We start from the raw sequence: 23594 nt of genomic DNA, 5'->3' as shown, positions 1-23594 counted from the left end.
TCAGGGACATAGCGTAGACGACAATACTTCCGACCATGATCATCATCCAACATATCACAACTCTCTGGACCAAAAAATCGCGAGGGATGCCTGCCGCGGAGAAAAGGAACGCCGTTCCGCACAGGCTGCTCTTACCTGTTGCGCCTCAGCCCCTGCCACCGGTATGCGTGCATCAAGTCAGCGCTGAAGAAAATGACTTTCAATTGAAACAGACAACACAGTTCCCCGCCTCAGAGGAGCAATACTGGTCATTCCAGTTTCAACAGCAGGGAGATCAACTGGAAGTGGCATTTACATACAGCAGGACCGAGCACGGTACTCCAGACCGGGGATCCTGCACCCGCCCGCTGTTCAGTCTGAAGCTGAACCAGACGGGAACCTTCTCAATCAATGGCCGATTTTCTTCATATCAGGGCCCGTATTATCAATCGCATACTGTCAATCTGGGCTTCGTCGATCGCTTTCACGACAATCTGTTTCTCACCCAGGCTCCGGATCACAGCATCGATTTGCGCGCTCATCTGTTTTAAAGACTGTTTCCTTCCGCACGTAATCTATACCTGGTCAGGCCAGTCAAATCGTCGCAGGCCCTGCTCGCGCATCTGCTTCAACTTGCGGTAAATAAGTGACCGGCCAATCTGCACTTCCTTCGTATAGAAAAAGAACTCCCATTCCGGGGGATCACCGGATTTCAACAGTTGTTTGAATTTTTCGATACGCGGGGACGACAGTTTCCCGGCTGCGACTTCCTCTCTGGCTGAGATTTCAGCTGACACCCAGCGTGAGAGCGCCGCAGCAAACCGGCGTGCTTCTGCATCAGAAAGATCACTCAACATCAGGCTTTGAGAAAGTGTTGTCACCAGGATCTCTCCAGAAGAAAAAGTCAGCTCACCGTATTGCCAGCAGAGGCACATTGCCATAAGGAAACTGTAATACAATCAGCGCCATCGCGGTCGCGTATTCGTCTCCGATGTTGGCGTCGTGCCAGGCGCCACTGGTCGACTGCTGTGCGAGCAGTTCATCGCGGACGATCGGATACCAGCGATCCCAGGCCGGTTTCCCCGCCTGCCAGGCGGCGTGTGTCGCGTAGAAACGTCCGTAGAAATGGTACTCGGCCAGTTGTCCCGGCGAAAGTTCCAGCGGAGGATGTGGCTGCTGTAAGTATTCCCGTCCGCGCTGTACTGCGGGATCCTCTCCCAGCCCGGCACAGGTGAGTGCCACCACCGCGGCTGCCGAGCGGGGAAACAGTGATTCGGGGGGATCATCCAGCCGATAACGGAATCCGCCGTCCTCGTTCTGCGCCTGCTTGAGAAATTCGACACTCCGCTCAATCGCTTCCTATGGTACACCGATGCCCGCCTGCCGTGCCGAGAACAGCGCCAGCAGCTGACAGGTGGTGATCGACACATCCGCGTCTTTCGGGTCAGACGTATAACACCAGCCCCCCTGCCCGTCCTGCCGATTCAAAATCAACTCTGTCGCCGCTTTCAACGTATCGCGGACACGCGGGTCGTACGACTCGCCGAAGACCTGTCCCAGGAACAGCGTCGCAAATCCGTGACCATACAACGTCGCATGCGTGCGGACTTCCTGTTCCACGATAAATCCATTCTCCTGTGCCCTGCCGACCAGATAACGAATGCAGTCCTGAATCGCGCGACGATACGAGCCGGTCATGCCACGATGAGACAGAAACGCCGTCCCCGCCAGTGCGCAGACACCGACGTTCCGCGCATACGAACCCCGGCTGCCAAATCCGCCATCCGCCACCTGCCGGGAAGCGAGCCATTTCAAGCCGCCTTCGATGGCCGCCTGTGTCTGCGGTATGACATGCTCAGGGATCGCAGGAAAGCCTGCCTGAACCGGAGTGCCGCGCCACCAGTTTCGCAGTGCCGTCAAAGTGCTGACAAACACCGCGCCCAGTGCGCTGCGGCGGGAAAACTCCGGTTCTTTTTGCGAGGCAGATTCGACTTTTGACATACTCAATACTTTCAGCAGAACAGTTCAGGTCTGTCTCTATTCTATACGTGCGGGTCACTTCACATCAAAATTATTTGATGGAAATTCAGCAGTCTTCGAATCTCTTTGATCGAAAAGACTCAGTCGGGTATGATCGTATGAGTTTTAAGCCCGTGATGAGCGGAAAGGTAACGGAATTGTCCTGTACATTGGAAACGACAATGCTGAAACATTGGCTGCTCTGTTTTCTGTTTTTCCTGGTAGCCCACAGCATACTTCCCGTCGTCACTGCTGATGAAGAGACGCCTACAATCCGGTTCCTGAAAACCTGGGGAGTACCGGGATCTCAGCACATTCAGCCTGATGGAATATACCGACGAAATGGTCACCATCGGCGACCATCAACGACACAAACTCCGCCTGACGAAGGAAGGACTCTGATTTGCCCCCCCTTCATTTAAAGCTCACTTACTGTTTTCCACTGCGAAGAGTGTAGACACAACTGTTACATTGAGCGACTTGAGTGTATGTCAGATGAAACGCCAGCCAGTCGGGATTCAGCTCGCACGGAAGTCCGGTGTAAGTCGCATGGGGGAATTTTAAACTGAGATGCCCCCTTTCATTGAGACCGTAGCTACCGGTCGCAGATTCCTTTGATAGAGAATCCGCTTCGTCGTCGAGGGGATTCCAGTTGTCCAGAATCCGTACATCGAGTTCGACCACATTGTTGGAGCGAAAGATCAGCACTTCCTCGTACAACACGCAGAAAAAAATACCACCTGCGTGCAGATCGGTAGTTGCCAGTGGTCCGCGGGTATATTCAGCATCGAGGGTAATCTGAGAGAGCGGGTTAACGGCCATAAGGGAACTCTGCTGAAAAGGAGCGAAATATGGGTTCAACTTTCTCTTGAGACAAATATAGGCAAACTCAGGTTCGACTGCTATCATACCCGCGACATCAGATCCCCCCGTCAAGATTGCCAACTGCCCATACCATCGCCAATCAGGCACGACAAGAGTGGAATAATGCCGACTTCCACCAGGTACTTGATTCCGCCCTGACAGGAAAAGTACCTCCATTGTGGCCGAATTAGCAGCATGATCTATGACACTTCCTGATACGAAATACGACAATGAATCACTCAGATCCCATCCTATTCTGAGGCACTTTCCGACCCTGTTACATCGCTGGCACGGCGGTCGTGCCCGGTTTTACGATCTCACGGACAGCCACCGCAGTCTCACCATCCGCGTGGAAAAGTCAGGCGTAAAAGGGAATCTGCACCTCACATTCAGCCCGGTCCATATCTGTGGTCCGGTGGAATGGTCTCACGCACATCTGGAAGTGAAGCTCAACGCCGACGGTTACTATGTCATCTATGACCAGGAGGCCGACGTCACCATCATTTCTGATGGCGGCATTGAAATCGCTGAGAATGTGCAACCGGTCTATTGAACCCGACAACCTGCAACAAAATTCCAAGAGTGGGGGTCACAGAGAAACAGATGAGCGTGCGAGCGCGGATCCGAAAAAAAGAATGGCGGAGATTCCGCCGCGTTTATGGCGCGGGTGAATTTCAGGCAGGACGCTTGAAAATCGAACCAGTGCATCAGATTCCGGAGCGGATTGAGACCGGAGACGAGTTTGATTTCTGGGTTCACAATGGAACCGACCTGTTGCTGATCACCCTGGAAAATCAGCCTGCAGCACGCATACATTATGTCCGCGAACAGTGGCGCGACCACCTCTCCATCCGGGTGCAGTTTGATTTTCATTGCCTGAACGAACCGGAGCTCATTAAAATTGTCCAGTGGATTAATAGTCTCAGGATACCGGACCGGGGACGCATCAGAAAAAGCAGATCAATCACAGTTCCACCTGGAAGCGGTGCCTGACCTGCAGACCAGACTGTTAAAAAGGAGTGACTCCCATCGGCTGGGCCACACACTACATTGAACAACTGCAGGCAGGCGAGACCGTCTCTTTTCGTCCGCGGGGGAATTCCATGAAGGGGAAAATCGAATCCGGGCAGCTCTGCACGGTCGCCCCCGTTACGGAAGACGAACTCCAGAAGGGGGACATCGTGCTTTGTAAAGTGAATGGCAGTCAGTACCTGCATCTGATCAAAGCCATCCAGGGCAAACGCTTTCAGATCGGCAATAACATCGGCCGGATCAACGGCTGGATTACGTTTCAGTCCATTTATGGTAAGCTGATCCAGGTTGAACCCTGACCTGATGGTGAAGTTTATCAAGTAATCAAAACCAGGGGAGAACAATCTCAACAAAACGAGGATGATTTAGCTGAAATCGGCTCAATCCTCCCCCCAAAAGCAGAAGCTGGGATCGAAGGTAATTCAATCCGCGGGCAGGGATTCGCAGCTACCGCGATCAATTCAAAGTAACCGGTTTTCTTGAGAGCCTTCTGTTGAGCGAACCCAGGAGGAAAAATAGAATCAATCTACTTAGCAGTCGTTTCAATGATCTGATGTTGCCAGTTGCGCTTTACCAGGGAGTCACGCGACATCGACATGAGATGCGAATTACTTTTAAAGGAAAGTCGGAAGTCCAGCCATGTGCCGCGTTGTTTATTCTCCAAAATACAATATTGGTTTTTACGGACTGGAGCGTCTGCATCCGTTCGACTCGCGCAAATACGGGCGAGCGTGGAAACAGCTTCGTGCGCGTTTTGGAAAATCGCTGCGTCAGATTCATGTTTCCCCGGAACGAGCCGTCAGTCGTGAGGAACTGTTACTGGTTCACACGGAAGGCTATTTGAAACAACTTTCCAATTCGATGTATGTCGCGCAGGCTCTTGAACTGGCACCGCTGCAGTTTCTGCCATTCTGGATCATTGATCACCACGTGCTGCGTCCGATGCGCTGGGCTACGCGCGGCACTATTGTGGCTGCTCAAGAGGCGCTGGAACATGGTCTGGCCATCAACCTGAGCGGGGGATATCACCACGCAAAACCAGCGCAGGGCGAGGGGTTTTGTGTTTATGCTGATGCAGCGATCGCGGTGGCTGCGCTGCGACAACAGGCTTTGATCTCAGAAACCGACCGGATTGTTTATGTTGACACCGATGCGCATCAGGGGAACGGAGTGAGCCATTCGTTTATGCACGACAATCGGGCGTTTCTGTTCGATATCTTCAATGCGCGGGCCTATCCGCAGAACGATGTCGCTGCGCGGGAACGACTGGACTGTGAGATTGGCATCACGGGAAGTTGGACCGATCGCGAATACATGCTGGAGCTGGAAAACAGACTCCCCGGCTTTCTCGATTCGGTTTGCCAGTCGCCCGTTGGACTGGCAATTTACAATGCAGGCACTGACATTTTCGCGGGGGATCCTCTGGGGGGACTGAATATATCCGCAGCGACGATCCGTGAACGCGACTTATATGTTGTCAGCGAGTTACGCAAACGGCAGATTCCCACGATCATGTTGCTGAGCGGCGGTTACACAAAACAGAGTTTTCAACTGGTAGCCGATTCTGTGACCGGGCTGCTGGAGAGAGAAGGATATTAAAACGGGGCCTACTACTGAGGCGTCTTAGTGATTAATTTTATCAGATGTGGGTCAATCCAGACGCCGGGGGCCGGAGCTTGCTTGTCCAACTGTGCTGAAACAGCGTCATAACCTGTCGGATCAGCCAGTTTGGAATCTGACTCCTGTTCCAGCCTTAGAGTTTCTTTCGCTCTGGAGCATAGTCCTGTCCCATATGAAACGCAGTACGCCCGAACATGGTTGTGAGGAACAATAAACCAATTAGAACCGGCCAGATCTTACCAATGGAACGTGTGCGGACAAACAGAGTGTAGACAGGGGCTGCCAGTGTCAGTAAAAACAACACCAGGCAGAATAAGGCGAACAGGTAACAGAGCACGGAGAGCGCTCTGTTGCCGGTTTGCAGCACGGCGTCTGGGTTGTTTGTTCGAATCCGATTCTTAAGTTCCTCCAGAAAGGCCTCGTATGCTTCCAGCTGGTTTTTCGCAACCTGCATTTGTCTCGATCCTGGTCTGATGTAATAGCTGGATTGAAAATTGATGGACAGTCCCCAGTGGGGGATGATCCGAACCATTTTAACCGGGAACGTTTTTTTCTCTTCATCATACGCTGACAGGCCAGAGTAGGAATTCACTTTCGAGATCTGTTTGTAGGGAAGCTCCCTTTTTACCTTCCCGTGCCGATTGAGCCTTTGCAGTGAATGCTCCGTCAAAACGAGGGTCTCTTCTCCGAATAAAAAGCCTTTTCGAAAACGATATTCCATCATGGTGATCCTGTTTCAATTTAAGCTGCTCCACGGACGAGAACCGTTTTCATGTTACCCTATCCAGGTGGTGATCTCCAGTCTGTTTTTCCAGCTTCCGGGACCGGCGGTTGACAGGTCAGCGAACTCTGCTTTCTGATCGTCGTCTCTCGACTCCCGCGATCACTCTCATACCTCCTGTTGCCCGCAGCAATCCCGCGTTTCATCCGTTTTAGTGGTTCGCGATTTTCATCTGCAGGGGTGGGGACACTTCTTTTATAATGCTTTGTGAAACATACAAGGGGACGTTTACACAAGCACTGTCGGGCAAGCCGACAGATGGCACCCGGAGGCGTGGGAGGATATTGAATTATGTTTGTGGTTGTGATGTTCAATCTGATGACCAATCTGGTGGCTGGTGTCAGTGGTTCATTGCATGTTGGATTATTTTGTGGAAAGGCGTGGGGAGGTCAAGAGGGATGAACCATCAAAAGTGGCGATCGGAGTTGACAGGGGGACGATGCCTGGCGGTGCTGAGCGGGTGCCGGGACGAAAGCCTGCGATGTGTGGCGACCCGCAGGCATACATCACGAACGGGTGCTGATCTGATAAGTGAAGATCTGGAAAAAACAGGCTGTTTTATAGTGCATCTCCCTAACTGGTGTCGCGTGTTTCAGTGCACTGTAAACTGGGCACGCGCGCGACCCGAATCAACGCTTATCGCCAGTGGCGCGCCGCGGTCAAGTTCATTTTATGCAGGAGGAGTGCGGGAATGTGTAGCAGCCGGTGTGGGAATTCCATTTCGTTTCCGTCCATTTATGGTAAACTGATCCAGTTAGACCCTGACTTGAAATGTGAGGAAGGTAAGCATGAACGACGCGTCCGCAGATGAATTCGAGAACTGGCAGCCTCCCGATGATTGGTCATCGCGGGAAGTTCTCAGGGAAGCCCAGGCAGACCGGCGTGCGGGTCGGTATGCGGCAGCGCTGGCCAAGCATGTCTGGTATCATCAGAATGAAACGTTACCTAAAATTCGTCGAGAATCCGTATTGAGAAAATGGATGGAGCTGGGAGCTGAATATCCCCCTGCTCTACAAAAGCTCAAGGAATTTCGCGATCTGGCAAAAGCAAAACTAGTGTGCGGAGAGAGTGATATTCACGAGTTTGCTGAGTTCACCCAGATCAATCAAAAGTTGGAGGAAGTGCAACAAACGGCCTCACTGTTTCTCACGCTGGATGAGGAAAACCCCGAATTGGCCTTCAAATGTTATCCGTATGCCGAATCGCCATTGATTCGTGCGGGCGAGTATCAGGTGTGCGGGAAATATATTGATCCAGATCATACACTGGAAGTCCATTTATCAGCACTGAAATTCCTGCACCAGCGCCCCTCTCATACGAATCTGCCTCAGCATCTCCGTCAACACTCCCGCTTCTGGTATGACAGCGACTTCAATCTTTCCTTCTATCAGCACGCTGCTGTTCTCATCGCCCTGTTGATTCACAACGACCGTACTGCCGAAGCGCGGGCCTTTGCAGGCCGTGTGCGCTATGAGTTTAACGATCAGGTGCTGAATGAACTGGTGGCAGAAGCACTGCAGGGAGAGTTCCCGCCGGGGTACTGACTCCGGGTTCCCGTTTATGAATCTGCAATCAATACCCGATATAGAATATTCAGCGCATCGTCGGCGATGGCCTGGCTGACGCCAATATGGAAACAGATCTGTGAGGGACTCTGGTCGATCATTTCGATGGGGATATGATGTTCGCCCAGCGCGTTGATCGCATCGACCAGCGGATAGGAGTTGCGTTTGAGCCCCAGGCCGACCGGGGTGATGACCGAGAGATTATAGACTACATCCATGAAATCAGGCTTGAGCTGTTTTTCAATCGCCCGCCGCAGATCGTTGATGCTCCCTTTGAGGTCATCCTGTTTGACCAGAACAGCGATGTCGTCTTTATCGGTTGGATAATGGTAGGTATTGATTCCGTAGCTCTGGAAGATTTTCAACAATGTTGCGGTGAAGCCAACCTCTTCGCAGAGCATGTCCTTTTCCAGGTAGATGTAGGCCATGTTATCCAGCCGGGCGATGCCGACCACACCCTCTTCAGGCACACGCTCGTTCAGAATCTGTGTACCGGCGGCTTCGGGGTGATTGGTATTGCGAACATGAATCGGAATTTTCCGCTTGCGGCAGTTGAGCATCGCATCGAGGTGAAAGACATTCACTCCCTTGGAAGAGAGCAGACGGATCTCCTTGAACGTCAGGCGGGGAATCGCCCGGGCAGCGGAGATGATACGGGGGTCAGATTCCAGCACGCCGCTCACGTCGGTCCAGTTTTCGTACTTGTCGCCATCAATCGCGTACGCAATCTCACCCCCGGTCAGATCGGAACCGCCACGGGAAAAGACGGCGATCTCCCCCTGATCGGTCACGCCATAGAAACCGGGAATGACGGTGACCATGTCGGTCTCTTCCTCTTCCAGGGCCGCGATGTTTTCGTAGGCGGGCTCTTCAACTTTGGCATCGAGGTAACTGTCGGTGACCAGGAAGCCGAACTCTTCGGGCAGACAGACCCGAGCCTGCATCCCTTTTCGTTGAAAGTAAGCAGCAATGATACGGGCGTTGTAGTGTTCGCCCCGCGAGGCCAGAAAGGCAATCCGGCGGTCTCCTTCGAGATCGGGTTCAAGATCCTGTCTCAAGGAAGCGAGCAAGTCTTTGCCGTCAATCTCCAGATCGGCCATGATCCCGCTGAAACGATCGACGACAGCCTGTTTACTATCGACCGCTGTAATCGTTTTACGAGAGTCGCGAAAGTGTTGACCATTGGTCGCGATATTGAGCAGATGATCGGTGATCTTCTCTTCGTTTTTCTGGATCCGTCCTGGTGCCGAGACCACTACAAACCGTCGTTGGGGATTGTCAGCGACAATGCGACGGACTTTTTCAATTTGTGTTGCGTTCGCTACGGAACTTCCACCAAATTTACAGACTACACTGTTTGTCATATTGTATGTTCCCCCCTGTTGTGCGAGCTCTCACACGTCTGGCAGGATTACTGACAGCACGCGTTCAACAAACTCGGGGGGCTTCCTCGTCGTTTCCTCTTCGAATTTCAATCAGATAAAGTATTATTTCCACAAGCGACTGCCTGAGTTACATTTGCAACAAACAGATACCATGGAACCGACCGCCGACAATGGTAAAATCAGCTTTTGATTCCTCAAAATATCGGCAGATGGTTAGCAACCCTAATGGAACGGTCGACAGATAACAACTGTATAAATGCTGTGACGATGTAAACTAACATGATTATCACAACTTTCTCCAACCGAGAGTGATCTATGAATAAGCTGATTCAATTTGTGATGGAAAATTTCACACTCAGTTTTCTGGTGCTGGGCCTGGTTGTCTCGGGGATAGCCCTGTTGAGAAAACCGCGACCATGGTCGAAAGCGATCGTGGTCGAGGCCCTGTTTGCCTGGTATCTGTTCTTTTCCATCGGCTGCTCTTTTTTCTACAACTTCATCATGCATTCGTTTTTCGGTGAGATCGCAGCCAGTTTTATTGGCTGGTCGCAGAGCCCGTTTCAATTTGAAGTAGGGACTGCCAGCCTGGGTTATGCCGTCGTTGGTTTTCTGGCATTCCGCGGCAGTCTGGGGATGCGGGCCGCGGCGGTCGTGGGGCCGGCAATGTTTCTGCTGGGCGCTGCGGGGGGCCACATCTACCAGATGGTTACAGCACACAACTTCGCCCCCGGGAATGCAGGCGTGATCTTTTATACGGACATCCTGCTGCCCCTTCTCGGTATTGTACTGCTGGCGATGCAATGCCGTTGTCAGAAAGCCGCACAGACAGAGACCGCACTTTGATTCTACTCACCCTGCCCGGAGGGCAACCCGATGGCTCTGAAAATTGACATTCAACAGGAACTGGCCGGCAAGAACCCGGCTCGTGTGGCACCGCAGATCAGGAAAAATATTCGCATCCAGAAACTGCGCGTCCGCGCGCACCTGGTTATGTTTCTGCTGGCCCTGGGAATATTCGGTCTGTACCTGATCGTTGACTGGATGCCGTTCTGGATTGCGATTAGTGCACTGATCGCAGCTCCATTTTCTCTGCTGGGACTGTATGGAGATGGGAGACTGCTCCAGATCCAGCAGCAGAAACTGAAACAGATCGAAGAAATTCTGGAAACGCGGGTAGAAAAGTAAAAATCCTCATGATCCTGCCTGCAGTATCTTACGTTTCTACTCAAGTATGCAATTTCTCTCAGCAGAAAAAATCAGACAACTGAAAGCAGACTGGCCCCGATTATTACTGGTGGGGGTTCTGGTATTACTGAGTCTGCGTCTGGTCTATGTGGTCAGTAATTCCCCTGCCGGCTGGCGATCGCTGTGGGATGACTGGGAAGATCAGGCTCTGTGTCTGCTGGACCGAACGACATCCATCGGCGAAGAGATGCCTCCAATTCAGGCGCAGTTCTGGCTGGATCAGATCAGCAGGATCCCAGCGACTCAGACCGATCCCCAGGTCGCACTGGGAGCAGCCTGGATGCTGACCGATCCACAGTATGAGTTCCTGACACGAAAGATCGCCTCCAAACGGGACCTGCAGGAACTGTCTGAAGGATATGATGATCGATTCCATCAGTCCCAGGCGGAATATCGATCTATCTGCCGCGCTGTCTGCCTGGAACAGGCGGCGATTGCCACGCGATTGGATCCGGAGAATGTCGAATTCTGGAGACAACGCGCGTTGCTGCTGTTTGCGACCCGTAAAGATTCAGAACGAAAGCCATACCCAGAGGACTGGCTGCAGGTGCTGGAAGCAGCTGCGGCCCACGATCCGGAAAATGCCCTCTATGACTATCTGGCGGCGCTCCAGTTCTATCAGCAGTCAGCCGAAACGGACTGGGATGAAGAAGATCAACTGACGCTGATAATTACCGACCCACAGATCTATGCACAAGCTGAGCAACGACTGCAGGCGGGGTTAAAAAAAACAACCCTGGATATCGGCACGAGCACCTGGTCAGCCACCCTCGTATTCTTAAAACAGACATCGCTCCCCCTGGGAGATCAGATCAAAGCTGCAGAAGGAAGGAATGCCTCTTTCGCCGCTATCAGTTTCGCCGCTCAATTACAACGCTGGTTGATCAATGTCAGCAACTCCGATCTGCGACAACAAATGTATGAAAAGGTGATCAGGAATGCAGACCATCAGCTGCGGATCGCAGAGCAATTAACGGGTCCGCAGAATTTCTATGAGCAGACATTCTTCAAATACACCTTCCGCACATCGGGACTGGGACAATTATTCCAGGTACTGCAGGTGCATCCAGAGTCGTTTACTTCCGCGAAAACAGAGAAACTCAAGCAGGACCTGTATCAGGCATGGATGCAGCGGAAAATATATATGGAAGCATTGGACCGATATCATCAACGACGAAAGTCGCAGCCTGTTGGTATAGGAGTCCTCGCGGCACTGCTGACGGGGCTCTGTGAACCTTTCATGCTGTTTCTGCTTCCACTGTCACTATTAATGATTTTGGCAGTCCGCTTGATCGGCCAACCGGTGGACAGTTCCACGCCTCGACCAGGCTGGTGGCGAACCCTGATTGCCTGGTTCGCTGGAGTGAGTCTGAGCCTGTTTATCTGGGGAGTGATCCCGGCTGATGTCATCTCGGAACCGGTATGGAACAGCCTGCTGCTGGGTCTCTGCTGGATTGCTCTGATTCTGGCTTTGACGCTTTCTCTACGGTTGCTCCGCAGGCGAGAAGACCTTTCCTGGCGACAGCTGATTTCACTGTTGCTGGTTCTGGCGGTTCCTATCCTGATCTATTTTCAATTCGCGTCCCTGCTGACATTCGTGGAACAGAACTGGATACATACTTCCCTGGCGCTGCTCATCCCGGTTTCGCTGCTGCTCGTTGTTTTTTATGGAACGGCAGTCTATATGGTGATTCGTTTTTTGCGTTCCCCCGGGCGATCTGCACGTCGTAACCTGACTGCCTGCGGTCTCGTTTTTCTGGTCGCTCTGCTTATTGTTCCCGCTGGTGCCAAGATCTTTCGGGCCAGTCTGAACCCCGTGGAAATGCAAACCTGGTTCGGCCGCGAAGCCTCCGTCACAGATGAAAATCCGTTTCGGATGCTGGCCGCCTGGAACAGGCAACCGCAACAGCAGGTCCCCACATGGATCTGGATCTATCCGCAATGGACTGCCCGTCATGGCGAGGGTTTCGCCGTTCTGCTGTCTCTGTCCATTCTGCTTGGCTGGTCTCTGCTGCGCTGGTCACGCTCTCTCCAAGCCCCGCTGTCCGGCTCTACAACTGCCCGCCCACAGCCGCAGAACTGGCGCACGGGAGTTCGGATGTTGAGACGTTCCAGCTTAACCACCCTGCTGGTTGTGACAACAATTTATCTGGCTGCTCTCCCCACTGTGATCAAGGCACAGAATCGAGATCACCTGAAACGCTTAGAAGCCCTGCGTAACGTGCAGCAGCCCATCCAGGAAGTGGAGCGCATCCAATCAGAGATCAGACAGGATCCAACACTGATGCAGTCATTTGAACTACAGATCAACGAAATTCGACAACAACTGACTGACGAAGTAATGTATATCCAAAGTCGAAAATCACAAGCAGAAACTTCCCAGCCTGAAAATTGATTCCCTTTTCCCGTCTGACTTGTCTATAATCTAACCTGTACATCTGCGTTCTTACCTATTTTGATTCCCCCCCTGGTTACTGCATGCGTTTTCGAGTCCGTTGGCCCATCGCGTTATTACTACTGGTATTCCTGGCACTTGCTGTACGGCTGGTATGGGTCGTGGGAGCTTCTCTTCCCGGGTGGACGTTGATCAAAGATGACTGGGTAAATCATGCCGTTTCACTTGTGTATTGGAAACCGCCTCTCAATTATCAGACTCCGGAAGAGCAGGCTCGTTTCTGGAAAAAGCAGCTACCGACCCCCGACGAAATCAAACAGAACCCACATCTTGCCCTGGGAGCCGCTTGGCGCCTGAATTCTTCGCATCCCGATTTTCTGAAACGACATTATGCGAGCGACGAAGATAGTTATGAGATTGCCTCACGCATCGCGAAAGATTCGCCCTGGGACAATCAGGATATCCAAAGGATGCTCGAATCCTATCAAACTTCCATCCGCGAAGACTGCCTGAAACTGATGGAAACCGCGACACAGGATTCACCTGAAGATATCGAACTCTGGCGGAATCGGGCACTCCTGCTGTTTCGAATAAATGGTACGACCAGGCACTCTTACCTTGAACCACGAGATCCAGACTGGCTGGCTGTTCTGGACGAATGCGCCCGGCACGATCCGGATAATGCACTTTATGATTACCTGGCGGGATACCAGTTATGGTACCAGTCTACTGAGGTCTATTATAATGACCAGGGTACTCTCACCTTGATCATCAAGCAGTCCGAGGAATATGCCCAGGCTCAGAATCGTCTCAAGGCGGCACTCAAAAAAACATACTTGCAGATGGGTTCCCAGGGATTTGAAGCTGGCTGGGAATTCCTGTCTGAAACGCCCCTTTCATTTACAGATCAGATTCGCTTCGCAGCCAGCCTGAATTGCGACTGGATCTGTGAGCACTTCCTCAATAAGCTCATCAACTGGCAGTCGACGGAACTTCAAATCTCCCTGAATCGGGGTCAGATACCTGAAGCAGTCAATTATGCTCGAAACCTGTTACAGATGGCGGATCAACTGACTGAGGAACAGAATGGTGATTATGCCTTAGTATATCGATCACTCCTGAGAACCACAGGATTAAACGATCTGTTAATTATACAAAGAGAGCATGCACATACATTAACACCTGAGGAAGTGATAGCAACAAAAACGGAATTCGAAGCATCTCTGCTGGAAGACAAGATTCTGATCGAAGCTGCCGATCGTTATAATTCACGATTTGAAAATCTTCAGAAACCACCGTATTTAAGAATGGCAATTCTAACGGGAACTGCACAAAACTTTTTGATACTCTCCCTGGTGTTTTACGGTGTGGCGGGAATGATCAGCCGACTTTCTCGAAAGCATGCCCCCGTCGAAGAAATAAAACCAGGATACCTGGGGGCGACCATATGCTGGTTGCTGGGAACGGGAGTCAGTTTTTTTGTTTGGGGAATTGTGCCGGACAAAATGCTCTCATACCAAGCTGAATTCTGGATTGTACCTCTCTTCTACTGGGTTTCGTTCATTCTGCTGATTGCAGGGGCACTGTCACTTATCAAACATGGAATAAACCTCCCCTGGTCTCAAACAATCGGCATTTCCACGCTCATGTTTCTGATAGTCTGTTTATTCTGGAACATCAAATCACTTCCGAGTGAACTCTACAGTCTCTGGAAACAGAGTCAACCTGTAACGCTGATTGCTTACACTGCAGTTCTTGCATTGCTCGCTGCATTTCTTGTTCAAGAGGTCAGGGCATTCATTCAAAATAAGCAGTTGAATCGAAATCGAAAACTCCTGATGTGTGTATCTACCCTGATGTTGACATTGCTTGTCATTCCAGTCGGAATAGTACTTGGAGACGCTGTCCCCCATGCCTCTCACATGAGAAATTTACTATCGCCTGTCACCTGGAAAGAAGTGGCAGGACTTTACTCGACCATCGGAAGGCCCGTCAATCAATTCCAACTGATTGATTCTCCCTGGATATGTGCCTGGCTGCTGTGGTACTGGAATGATGGAGAACTCTTTGCCGTTGGCCTTTCCCTGCTCTTTCTGCTGCTCTGGTATCTCAAAATCAGGTCAAAAACTCTGGAGGGAGGATTCACGGAACTGTTACAGACCCGAAAACGTTGTGAATTACACTCTCTCAGTCGGATGATGGCTAAAATGTGCCTGATGTCTGCCCTGTTCTTTTTATTGATTTATTTGGCAACATTACCTGAGATGATCCAACCCCGAATTCCAAAAATTCAGGATGACCTTCAACTGATGACACACTCCTCGCGCAATCAACAACGCTACACTGATTTTATCGTGGAAGTCCGATCAGAGAAGCCACTGCTGAATCAGTTCAAACAAGAAATCAGAGAGAATATTCTAGACGCTTTTGAACAGAACAATGAACAAAAAAAACAACGTGAAGGACAGCTTCTCGATATTCTCTAGACTCTGTCCAGTTTTACTGTAGCGTCTCCAGATTCATCTGGACCGAGTATCTAAGATTGACAGAAGATATGGTTAAAAGTAGTGATGCGTTCTCGTGTTCAATATCCAGTCGAAATTCCTGCCTGCCGGTGAACTCACTTCTTGAGGACTGATTAGAACATCACACTATTCAGATATCGGCTGCATCAAACAAATCAGCTGAGTCAGTCTTACCGGTTATATGGCCAGTCAGATGCCCGAACCGGATAGACTGGATGCAACGCGACGAATTTGAGAACTGGAAAAACGGGGGCCTGTTAGAGAACATACTCCCCCTCGTAGCGCTCACTGCAAATGCAATCAAAGAGGAGCGGGAAAGATGTCTGAAAGCAGGCATGAATGAATACCTGAGCAAGCCGGTTCAAAGGGAAGAAATCAAATCCATGAGTTCAGAGTTATCAGAATAATTCTGTATTCAAGCTGCTGCAGCCGATTCAGAATGATGATAATTCTCTTTCTGGAGTAACGGAACCAGCCGTGTCAGTAGACTGCGGCTCCAGTAGATAATGTGAAACATACCATTCGGTCCCTTCTCGGTAGCCAAACAGTTCTGCAACGGCCATAAAGAATAACCGCCAGCGTATCAGCCAGCGTGCTGCCTGTTTTTTTCCATACGTAGCAGCGAGGAGGGGCAAGATCGTTTTTCGCTGCTGATCCAGTCGTGACAGCCATGCTTCGGCCGTTTTCTGATATTGTTGACCTCCCCAGCGCCATTGCTTCGTCACGCGCATCTGCTCTGGATACTGAGCCAGCAGCTGATCACAGGGCATAATTCCACCGGAGAAGAAATGACGTGCCATCCAGTCATCGGCGTTTTGATCACTGAATTCATACGCAATTTCACGATGGCAGAAAATGTGAATGAATAATTTTCCTTGTTCGTTCAACCAGCTTGAGATCCGCTGCAATAGTTTTTCATAGTTCCGCATATGTTCGAACATTTCAACGGAGACCACACGGTCATATGTTCCCTCGGGACGGAAATCATTCATATCAGCAGTCATCACCTTAACCCGGTCTGCTACTCCCCGCGCTGCAGCCTGTTGCAGGATATATTCTCGCTGCGAATGAGAATTTGATACCGCCGTAATCTGAGAGGCGGGATAGTTTTCCGCCATCCATAATGTCAGAGATCCCCAGCCGCACCCCAGTTCGAGAATCGACATCCCGTCCTGAATTTCCGCGTGTTCACAAGTTTCACGCAGGGCAGTTGCCTCGGCTTCATCCAGCGAATTCACTCCCTCCGGCCAGTAACAGCAGCTGTACTTACGATGGCTGCCTAACACGTTCGAATAGAATTCAGCGGGCACTTCGTAATGCTGTTCATTGGCTTTTTCCGGCACCAGGGCAATTGGGCTCTGACGGCTGGCAGTAACGAATTCCTGCAGATGTAATCTGTTTATCTCTGACTGACCAGAATCCAGGTTCGATAACCGTTTTGTGCATAATTTCCGAATAGCGCGACGAACGATCGCATCAGGCACCCAGCCCCGCTCCACCAGTTCAATACTTAAATTAATCAGCAAATCCTGTTTCATGTTGTCACCTGTCTGGAACCGGGAAGCCATGGAAAAAAAGCACTCGTCGTCTGTTGATATTCACGATAGGCATCACCACGACTTTTCAACGCCTGCGCTTCTGTCGGAGGAATGCCCGTTACGTTAAGAATAAAATGCAGCATCAGAAGCGGACCGAGCAGAGTCAGCCAGCCCCACGGGGCACTTAATGCCAGACAGACATAAGCCCACCAGTGCAGCCATTCGAAAAAATAATTGGGATGTCGGGAATAATTCCAGAGCCCTGATCGACAGACCTGACCTTTGTGATCTGGATTGGCACGAAAGCGAGACAGCTGGCTGTCTGCAATCAATTCACCAACAATCGCGATCAGCCAGATCAGCACACCAACCCAATCGACCAGACCGAAGGGCGCCTTCCCTCCGGCAGCAATCAGCATTGGTAAAGCAAATAACAGACTCCCGACTGCCTGAAGCTGATAGAACCAGAACATGCGAAATTGTGCTGCAGGTCCCCAGTTTTCTTTTAAAGTCTGATAACGCCCGTCTTCAGGCAGCGTCAGCACTCTCCAGAGCACATATCCACTGAGTCGCAGCGCCCAGCACATTGCCAGCACTGCCAGGACAATCCGTCTTGTCAAATCGCCATCATCCCGGCCCCAGACAAAATAGACGGTCAACAAACCGACTCCCATGCCCCAGGCCACATCGACGATTCCTGAATCTCCGGTTTGACGCTGCAGCAGCCACAACAAAGCCATCGCCGCAGACATACACAATCCGCCAGTTACGATCATCAACCACAGATTCATGCAGAAACCTCCATTTCCCGCAAGGAACATCGTTCGCCTGACGGAATGGAATGCGGATCAAACCGACAATCAGGGCGGGCAAACAGCATCTGCACGGTATTGCATTGCCGCTCTTCGAATGCTGCCTCACAATAACAGAAGTAATAATTCCACATGCGGATGAAGGATTCGGAATATCCCAACGCGCGCACCTCGTCCAGTCGTTCGTGAAACTGTTCCCGCCAGCAGCGCAGCGTCTGAGCATAATGCGGAGCGATATCATCCAGCCGCAACAGTCGCAGATCGGTTACCCTGGCAGTGGTATCTAAAATCGCAGAGACGGAAGGCAGACAACCGCCGGGAAAAATATAACGCCTGATGAAATCAACACTCCTGAGATATTCCTGGAATCGCTGATCTTTAATCACGATACTCTGGAGAAACATCATTCCGTCGGGTCGCAGCAGTTCACAACATTTTTGAAAGTAGGTTTCAAAGAACTCAGCTCCTACCGCTTCGATCATTTCGATCGATACCAGCTTGTCATATTGTCCCTCCAGATCACGATAGTCAGTTAACAGAAGCTGCACTTTACCTGACAAGCCTGCAGCATCAATGCGCTCTGCCGCCAGCTGGTACTGTTCACGCGAGATCGTTGTCGTCGTCACACGACAGCCGTAATTCTGTGCTGCATACAACGCCAGCCCCCCCCAGCCCGTCCCGATTTCCAGCAGATGATCCTGAGGCTTCAGGTCCAGGTAGCGACAGACTCGGTCCAGTTTCGCCAGGGATGCTTCCTGCATGGTTGCACTGGGATGCTCAAATACACCACAGGAATAACTCATCGTCTCATCAAGAAATAACTGGTAGAAGTCATTTCCGAGATCGTAATGCGCATGAATGTTTTGAGCAGCCCCCCTCCGCGTATTTCTTCTGACCCAGTGTCCCACTCGCGCAGCCACCTGTCGAATGCGGGCCAGTCCTTCTTCAAACCGATCAGTCACTTCCAGGTTTCGGATAAAAATCTGTACCAGTGAAGTCAAATCATTGCTCGACCAGTCACCGTCGATCAAAGATTGTGCAATACCCAGTCCTCCCCCCTGCACGGCTGCCTGAAAAAAACGGGGATGATGGACCGTGACTTCCGCCCGCAAATCCGCATCATCTTTACCCAGAACGGTAATTTCCGTTCCTTCTCTCAAGATGATCTGGCCTCGAACTAACTGGCCCAGTTTCTTTAACAGCAAATGCCGACAGGCGGAATTCAATATTCCGATTCGGGCAGGAGCCACTGATACCTGCTGCTCTTTCTGATGATCTTGTAACATCACGATGTCCTTGAACTTTTACTTTGATTTGAAGCTGTTTTCTGTTTCGGATGCGGATAAAAGGGTACACGTTTCAACCAGAGCCTCAGTGCCTGCCAGTAGATGGCAGCAAACACATACCACGTCATCAAAGGATAGAAGACCAGCGATCGCAGCAGGTTGAGCGTCGTGATCTCCTGGCGCTGCAGACGCATGGTCACGTCAATCACGGGTTGTCCTCCCTGATAGTTCTCGATGTGGACCGTTAATCTTTCATCAGGTGTCGTAAACTTCCAGAGATATTCCATCTCCATCGGAAGAAAGGGTGAGACATGGAATTCTTTGTTCGTGAACTGTTTCTCCCTGTGATTACCAAACTGCTCCTGACCGATCACATAGATGTGCCGCTCCCCCCAGGGGGTGTTATTCACTTCTGCCACGATCGTTTCCAGCACGTCATTCTGAGCGTCAAAGCAGAAGTAAAATGAAACAGGATTCATTACAAAGCCGAAATATCTCAGATGTGTTAATAGTCGAATTGCACCTTGCGGACGAGGCCGCCCCGACTGAACCACAACCTCCCTCACTGCTTCATCCAGTGATACCTGCGGATCTCCCAGATGGTCTTCCCGTCGGAATCGGGCCAATGCCATGCGTTGAGTCGACCAGCAGACACGACCTTGGAATACAGAATCCAGTTCAGCCAGATCCAGATACATCAGGAAGATTCGATTGCGAAAGCTGTGCTCGACGGGAGCATGGCGTCGGTGTCGAACCCAGCCTGAGTAGATGCCACTTTCCATAAATCTGTTTTTCCCATTAACTCACGACAGACAGCCATGGCACTGTTCACGCCATCTTCGTGAAAACCATTCCCCCAGTACGCCCCGCAAAACGATGTCGAATTCTGGTTGATCACCTCCCCCTGCCTGCGCTGTGCGGCTGCGCGTTCGCGGGTAAAAACAGGGTGTGCGTACTCGATTTCTCGAATCACTTTCGAGGGATCAACCCGGTCCTGCCCATTCAGAGTCACACAAAAAACCTGTTTTGACTGAATTCCCTGCAGCAGGTTCATCTGATAAGTGACTGTGGCCTTCCGGTTTTCACCGCGCGGCATAAAGTAATTCCAGCAGGCCCAGGCCCGTTGTGACACAGGCAGTACTGATTGATCGGTATGCAGTTGTGCGATGTTTTTTTCATAAGGAAACGCAGACAGCAGTTCCTGCTCAAGCGACGATGCCTGATTTCCTAACATGCGTAACGCCTGATCGCTGTGACAGGCAAAGATCACATGCTCGAACTCTTCGACCGATCCATCCCGCAGGCAGACTTTGACCTGGTTCTCACCTCGTATTACCGAATTGACCGGTGTATTTAATCGAATGGAGTCAATAAACCCGGCAGTCATTGATTTTACATACTGCTTGGAACCGCCACAGATGACGCGCCATTCAGGACGGTCACGAATCGCCAGGATGCCATGATTCAGGTAGAATTCGACGATGAACCGGACCGGGAAGTTTTCAAATGCCCCCACCGGGCAGGACCAGATTGCTGACCCCATCGGCAGAAAATACTGTTCAATAAACTCGGGAGAGTAATTATTCTCCGAGAGATATTCTCCCACCGTCTGCTGATCTGCTTCAGACTGTAACAGTTCGACTGACTGTCGATTGAACCTGAGAATATCAGCAAGCAGACGATAAAAACGCGGATTGACCAGATTGCGACGTTGTGCAAAAAAACCATTCAGGTCAGCACCACGGTACTCAAGACCAGTCCGATCGCACTTCATGCTGAAACTCATCGCGGTCGGCTGTGATTCGACACCCAGCTCATTTAAAATCCGGGTAAAATTCGGATACGTCTGATAGTTAAAGACGATAAACCCGGTATCGACGGCATGTTGTTCTCCATCGATTTCGACATCAATCGTATTTGTGTGCCCCCCGATATAGTGGTTGGCTTCGAACAGCGTAATTTCATGTTCATGTTGTAGAAAGTAAGCAGCGGTGAGTCCGGAAATGCCTCCGCCGATAATCGCAATCTTCATGAACTCACCCCTGACTTTTGAGATGAAAGTGTGCAATGGGAACCCTGGTTTGGACAACGACCTGTCAGGCTTAGTCGTTTTTTCGCAAAGATCTGATACAGATAATCCAGACCGTGCGAGATGCCGGGCAGACGTGACGGCCAGACCAGACAACCAAATCCCACGGCAGAATAGAGTCTTCGAAACACTTCGACTCCGGTTACCCAGGAACCGTCTGGCAGGCGGGCATGCATCTCTTGCATGAACTGCTGCTGAGTTTTACCATACTCCTCTGCTCGAAAACCGGGGCTGGAAATATCGGTAAACTGAATCCTGTCCTGGCGGTCGAGGCGTTTTAACAGCCTGACTTCCCGCAGACAGAGGGGGCAGGCACCGTCATAAAATGCCTCAAGCTCATACCATTTTGTTTGCATCCGGCTGCTCCTCAGAATCTTCGTTGACTGAAACTATTCGCAGACCAGATCTCGTATCAGTTCCAGCCGGGTCCCCTCTGCAACAGTTCGCAGTTTGGCGACGGCACGCTGTTCCAACTGCCTGACACGCTCTTTGGAAATTCCCAACTGATCAGCCAGCTTTTGAAAGGTCAGGATCTTGCGATGCTTCCCCAGAGCAAACCGGCTTTTCACAATCAACTGCTCACGTTCGTCCAAAGTATGAATTGATTCATTCAAAAGTTCGGAAAGCTCATCCCAGGTTGCGGTTCCCATCAGAGGATTTTTCACAGCCCCCGCTTCTTCCATCGAGCGTTCCGGAGGCAGCTGTTTGTACTTGGCACGTTCTTTTCTACGATTGGCTATTTTTCGATAGGCATAATTGGAAATCGCGTGATAGGCATAAGTGCTGAAACGAAATCCCCGCGAGTAATCAAACTTATCGATGGCTTTCAGCAATGTCAGACAGCCATCGCTGAACAACTCATCAAACGAGACTCCGGTCGTCGTGCATTTCTTCACGATAGAAACAATCAGCCGCATATTGCGACGCAGAATTTCATCACGTACCAGTTCCGCCTGGTGTAACAGCTGCTCAATCAGATCAAGTTCATTTTCAGTGACCCACTCGGGATCCAGTTGTGAACGATGTTGATTTGCTTTGAATTTCAGATAATTCAACCGACGAAACAGAACTCGCTCCTCTTCGGCAGAAAGGACCTCAGCATTACACAGACGCGAGATTGTTGTGCTACTTCCAGATGATGCTGCTGACCGGTTTTCGTCAAACGGTGCTTGATGCGAACCGATATCACAATTTTTGAGGATATCTGATTCTGCATTGGGATCACCAAAACAGGGATTGGAGATAAATTCGATTTCCTGATTCAGCAATTTACGGGCACGGCAAGATAATCGTTCCTGCTCACAAACATCAGATTCTATTGAACATACGACCATAATTTTCTTCCAGCAGAGAGAAATCGTTGATTACGTTCTACAGAAACTATATGCAGTCCCCCGTTTGAAAACAACATAAAATTCGTTCAAAACGTTCATTTTGCGATATCTAGTCCTATATCGAGAAATAATAAACACTTACAAATTGGTCACTTGTCATATTCCCGTTTCTAAACTAAGATTTTGGTACTGAATCACTTAATCTCGTGTTAAAACGACCATATCGTTCAAACGAAACTGGCAAAATGAACGAATTTTTAACTCCGAAACAGGTATCCCGGGCCATTCAGGTCAGCGAATCCTCTGTGAAACGCTGGTGTGATAAGGGTGTTATTCCCACGCAATACACTGCCGGAGGGCACCGCCGTATTGCCTTCTCGGAGCTGATTGAATTCCTCCGTACCAGTAAGTATCAGCTGATTCGCCCGGAAGTACTGGGACTGCCTTCCACGACCGGGCAAACGGTCTGGGTGATCGATCGCGCAGCGGCTCAGATTACCGAAGCCCTACTCGCAGGAGATGAGGAACAGTGCCGCCAGATCATTCTTGATCTTTATCTGGCGGAGCATTGCATCAGTTCAATCTGCGACCTGGTACTTGCCAGAGCATTCAACAACATTGGTGATCGCTGGGAATGTGGAGAAGCTGAGGTCTACCAGGAACGGCATGGGTGTGAAGTCTCCTTGCGAATCCTGCATGAATTACGAACTTTGATCCCACCTCCGCCATCTGACGCTCCCGTTGCAATCGGAGGGACCCCCGAGGGGGATCAATACAGTCTCGCGACCACAATGGTTGAACTGGTACTGAGGGACTCGAAATGGAATGCGGTCTCACTGGGAACGAACCTCCCCTTCGCGACTCTGAGAGCCGCGATTCTACAACATCGACCACGCATCTTCTGGCTCAGTGTCAGCCATATTATAAATGTGCAGGATTTTATCCGCGAATACACAGAACTTTATGATGAATTTGGCCTGGACGTTGCTTTTGTGGTCGGAGGGCGTGCCATGACAGAATCGATCCGTCAGCAGATCCAGTATTCAGCCTTTTGCGATAATGTCCGGCACCTGGAGTCGTTTGCCCAGACTATTAAACATGCGACCGAGAAAAACGCGGATTGAA

At 50.8% G+C, this 23594-nt stretch carries 26 protein-coding genes; 13 read left to right on the top strand and 13 right to left on the bottom strand.

The annotated features are described in order from the left end of the window. Positions 1-203 precede the first annotated feature (203 nt). Positions 204-530: a hypothetical protein gene (locus ACN0YN_RS27520; protein WP_417388169.1), complete on the top strand. Its 327-nt coding sequence runs from the start codon at positions 204-206 to the stop codon at positions 528-530. Between the two features lie 24 nt (positions 531-554). Here ACN0YN_RS27520 and ACN0YN_RS27515 read toward each other — a convergent pair whose 3' ends face one another. The 3 genes from ACN0YN_RS27515 to ACN0YN_RS27505 form a co-directional block, all read right to left on the bottom strand. After that, complete coding sequence (locus ACN0YN_RS27515; RefSeq protein ID WP_417388168.1) at positions 555-860, bottom strand: hypothetical protein; 306 nt, start codon at positions 858-860, stop codon at positions 555-557. Positions 861-888: 28 nt separating this feature from the next. Further along, complete coding sequence (locus tag ACN0YN_RS27510) at positions 889-1221, bottom strand: hypothetical protein (RefSeq protein ID WP_417388167.1); 333 nt, start codon at positions 1219-1221, stop codon at positions 889-891. Positions 1222-1338: 117 nt separating this feature from the next. Continuing rightward, the gene (locus tag ACN0YN_RS27505) at positions 1339-1980 is read right to left on the bottom strand and encodes a hypothetical protein (RefSeq protein WP_417388166.1); all 642 of its coding nucleotides are present in this window, start codon (positions 1978-1980) and stop codon (positions 1339-1341) included. A gap of 137 nt (positions 1981-2117) precedes the next feature. On the opposite strand from ACN0YN_RS27505, the gene ACN0YN_RS27500 reads away from it, so the two are divergent. Then, positions 2118-2420 carry a hypothetical protein gene (locus ACN0YN_RS27500; protein ID WP_417388165.1) on the top strand — a complete coding sequence of 101 codons (303 nt, stop codon included), beginning with the start codon at positions 2118-2120 and terminating at the stop codon, positions 2418-2420. 7 nt (positions 2421-2427) lie between these two features. Here the strand turns inward: ACN0YN_RS27500 and ACN0YN_RS27495 are convergent, their stop codons facing one another. After that, on the bottom strand, positions 2428-2820 hold the full coding sequence (locus ACN0YN_RS27495; protein ID WP_417388164.1) for a hypothetical protein: 393 nt from the start codon (positions 2818-2820) through the stop codon (positions 2428-2430). Positions 2821-3064: 244 nt separating this feature from the next. Here ACN0YN_RS27495 and ACN0YN_RS27490 point away from each other — a divergent pair, with 244 nt between their 5' ends. The 4 genes from ACN0YN_RS27490 (at position 3065) to ACN0YN_RS27475 (ending at position 5493) form a co-directional block, all read left to right on the top strand. Continuing rightward, positions 3065-3415, top strand: a complete 351-nt coding sequence (locus ACN0YN_RS27490; RefSeq protein ID WP_417388163.1) for a hypothetical protein — start codon at positions 3065-3067, stop codon at positions 3413-3415. Positions 3416-3465: 50 nt separating this feature from the next. Then, positions 3466-3855, top strand: coding sequence for a hypothetical protein (locus tag ACN0YN_RS27485; protein WP_417388162.1), 390 nt, complete (start codon positions 3466-3468; stop codon positions 3853-3855). 26 nt (positions 3856-3881) lie between these two features. After that, positions 3882-4193 (top strand): S24 family peptidase, encoded by a 312-nt coding sequence (locus ACN0YN_RS27480; protein ID WP_417388161.1) that lies wholly within the window; start codon positions 3882-3884, stop codon positions 4191-4193. Between the two features lie 340 nt (positions 4194-4533). Beyond that, positions 4534-5493 (top strand): histone deacetylase, encoded by a 960-nt coding sequence (locus tag ACN0YN_RS27475; RefSeq protein ID WP_417388160.1) that lies wholly within the window; start codon positions 4534-4536, stop codon positions 5491-5493. A 154-nt stretch (positions 5494-5647) separates the two neighbouring features. Here ACN0YN_RS27475 and ACN0YN_RS27470 read toward each other — a convergent pair whose 3' ends face one another. Continuing rightward, positions 5648-6238 carry a hypothetical protein gene (locus ACN0YN_RS27470; RefSeq protein WP_417388159.1) on the bottom strand — a complete coding sequence of 197 codons (591 nt, stop codon included), beginning with the start codon at positions 6236-6238 and terminating at the stop codon, positions 5648-5650. 845 nt (positions 6239-7083) lie between these two features. On the opposite strand from ACN0YN_RS27470, the gene ACN0YN_RS27465 reads away from it, so the two are divergent. Next, complete coding sequence (locus tag ACN0YN_RS27465; RefSeq protein WP_417388158.1) at positions 7084-7839, top strand: hypothetical protein; 756 nt, start codon at positions 7084-7086, stop codon at positions 7837-7839. Between the two features lie 14 nt (positions 7840-7853). On the opposite strand, the gene ACN0YN_RS27460 is transcribed toward ACN0YN_RS27465, so the two are convergent. Further along, complete coding sequence (locus ACN0YN_RS27460; RefSeq protein WP_417388157.1) at positions 7854-9224, bottom strand: aspartate kinase; 1371 nt, start codon at positions 9222-9224, stop codon at positions 7854-7856. A gap of 336 nt (positions 9225-9560) precedes the next feature. Here ACN0YN_RS27460 and ACN0YN_RS27455 point away from each other — a divergent pair, with 336 nt between their 5' ends. The 5 genes from ACN0YN_RS27455 (at position 9561) to ACN0YN_RS27435 (ending at position 15817) form a co-directional block, all read left to right on the top strand. Next, positions 9561-10088 (top strand): DUF6790 family protein, encoded by a 528-nt coding sequence (locus ACN0YN_RS27455; protein WP_417388156.1) that lies wholly within the window; start codon positions 9561-9563, stop codon positions 10086-10088. 30 nt (positions 10089-10118) lie between these two features. Next, positions 10119-10430: a hypothetical protein gene (locus ACN0YN_RS27450; protein ID WP_417388155.1), complete on the top strand. Its 312-nt coding sequence runs from the start codon at positions 10119-10121 to the stop codon at positions 10428-10430. Between the two features lie 46 nt (positions 10431-10476). Further along, positions 10477-12885, top strand: a complete 2409-nt coding sequence (locus ACN0YN_RS27445) for a hypothetical protein (RefSeq protein WP_417388154.1) — start codon at positions 10477-10479, stop codon at positions 12883-12885. Positions 12886-12968: 83 nt separating this feature from the next. After that, positions 12969-15371, top strand: a complete 2403-nt coding sequence (locus ACN0YN_RS27440) for a hypothetical protein (RefSeq protein WP_417388153.1) — start codon at positions 12969-12971, stop codon at positions 15369-15371. Between the two features lie 254 nt (positions 15372-15625). Then, complete coding sequence (locus tag ACN0YN_RS27435; protein ID WP_417388189.1) at positions 15626-15817, top strand: hypothetical protein; 192 nt, start codon at positions 15626-15628, stop codon at positions 15815-15817. Positions 15818-15844: 27 nt separating this feature from the next. On the opposite strand, the gene ACN0YN_RS27430 is transcribed toward ACN0YN_RS27435, so the two are convergent. From ACN0YN_RS27430 to ACN0YN_RS27400, 7 genes are read right to left on the bottom strand one after another with little or no spacing between them, the layout of a single operon-like run. Next, positions 15845-16948: an SAM-dependent methyltransferase gene (locus ACN0YN_RS27430; protein WP_417388152.1), complete on the bottom strand. Its 1104-nt coding sequence runs from the start codon at positions 16946-16948 to the stop codon at positions 15845-15847. After that, positions 16945-17739, bottom strand: coding sequence for a DUF1295 domain-containing protein (locus ACN0YN_RS27425; protein ID WP_417388151.1), 795 nt, complete (start codon positions 17737-17739; stop codon positions 16945-16947). The genes ACN0YN_RS27430 and ACN0YN_RS27425 overlap by 4 nt, the downstream gene beginning before the upstream one ends. Continuing rightward, entirely contained in the window at positions 17736-19046 is a 1311-nt protein-coding gene (locus tag ACN0YN_RS27420; protein ID WP_417388150.1) for a class I SAM-dependent methyltransferase, read from the bottom strand. Before ACN0YN_RS27420 ends, ACN0YN_RS27425 begins: the two co-directional genes overlap by 4 nt. Next, positions 19046-19828, bottom strand: coding sequence for a DUF1365 domain-containing protein (locus tag ACN0YN_RS27415; protein ID WP_417388149.1), 783 nt, complete (start codon positions 19826-19828; stop codon positions 19046-19048). The genes ACN0YN_RS27420 and ACN0YN_RS27415 overlap by 1 nt, the downstream gene beginning before the upstream one ends. Next, complete coding sequence (locus ACN0YN_RS27410; protein WP_417388148.1) at positions 19744-21078, bottom strand: NAD(P)/FAD-dependent oxidoreductase; 1335 nt, start codon at positions 21076-21078, stop codon at positions 19744-19746. The genes ACN0YN_RS27415 and ACN0YN_RS27410 overlap by 85 nt, the downstream gene beginning before the upstream one ends. Further along, complete coding sequence (locus ACN0YN_RS27405; RefSeq protein ID WP_417388147.1) at positions 21075-21491, bottom strand: thiol-disulfide oxidoreductase DCC family protein; 417 nt, start codon at positions 21489-21491, stop codon at positions 21075-21077. Before ACN0YN_RS27405 ends, ACN0YN_RS27410 begins: the two co-directional genes overlap by 4 nt. Before the next feature lie 33 nt (positions 21492-21524). Then, complete coding sequence (locus tag ACN0YN_RS27400) at positions 21525-22469, bottom strand: sigma-70 family RNA polymerase sigma factor (RefSeq protein ID WP_417388146.1); 945 nt, start codon at positions 22467-22469, stop codon at positions 21525-21527. A gap of 245 nt (positions 22470-22714) precedes the next feature. Here ACN0YN_RS27400 and ACN0YN_RS27395 point away from each other — a divergent pair, with 245 nt between their 5' ends. After that, positions 22715-23593: a MerR family transcriptional regulator gene (locus ACN0YN_RS27395; protein ID WP_417388145.1), complete on the top strand. Its 879-nt coding sequence runs from the start codon at positions 22715-22717 to the stop codon at positions 23591-23593. Position 23594: the final 1 nt, after the last annotated feature.

Origin of the sequence: Gimesia sp. (assembly GCF_048260065.1) — a bacterium.
Taxonomy (GTDB): domain Bacteria; phylum Planctomycetota; class Planctomycetia; order Planctomycetales; family Planctomycetaceae; genus Gimesia.
The sequence above is the reverse complement of the archived record's forward strand: the minus strand, read 5'-3'. Positions and strand labels throughout refer to the sequence as shown.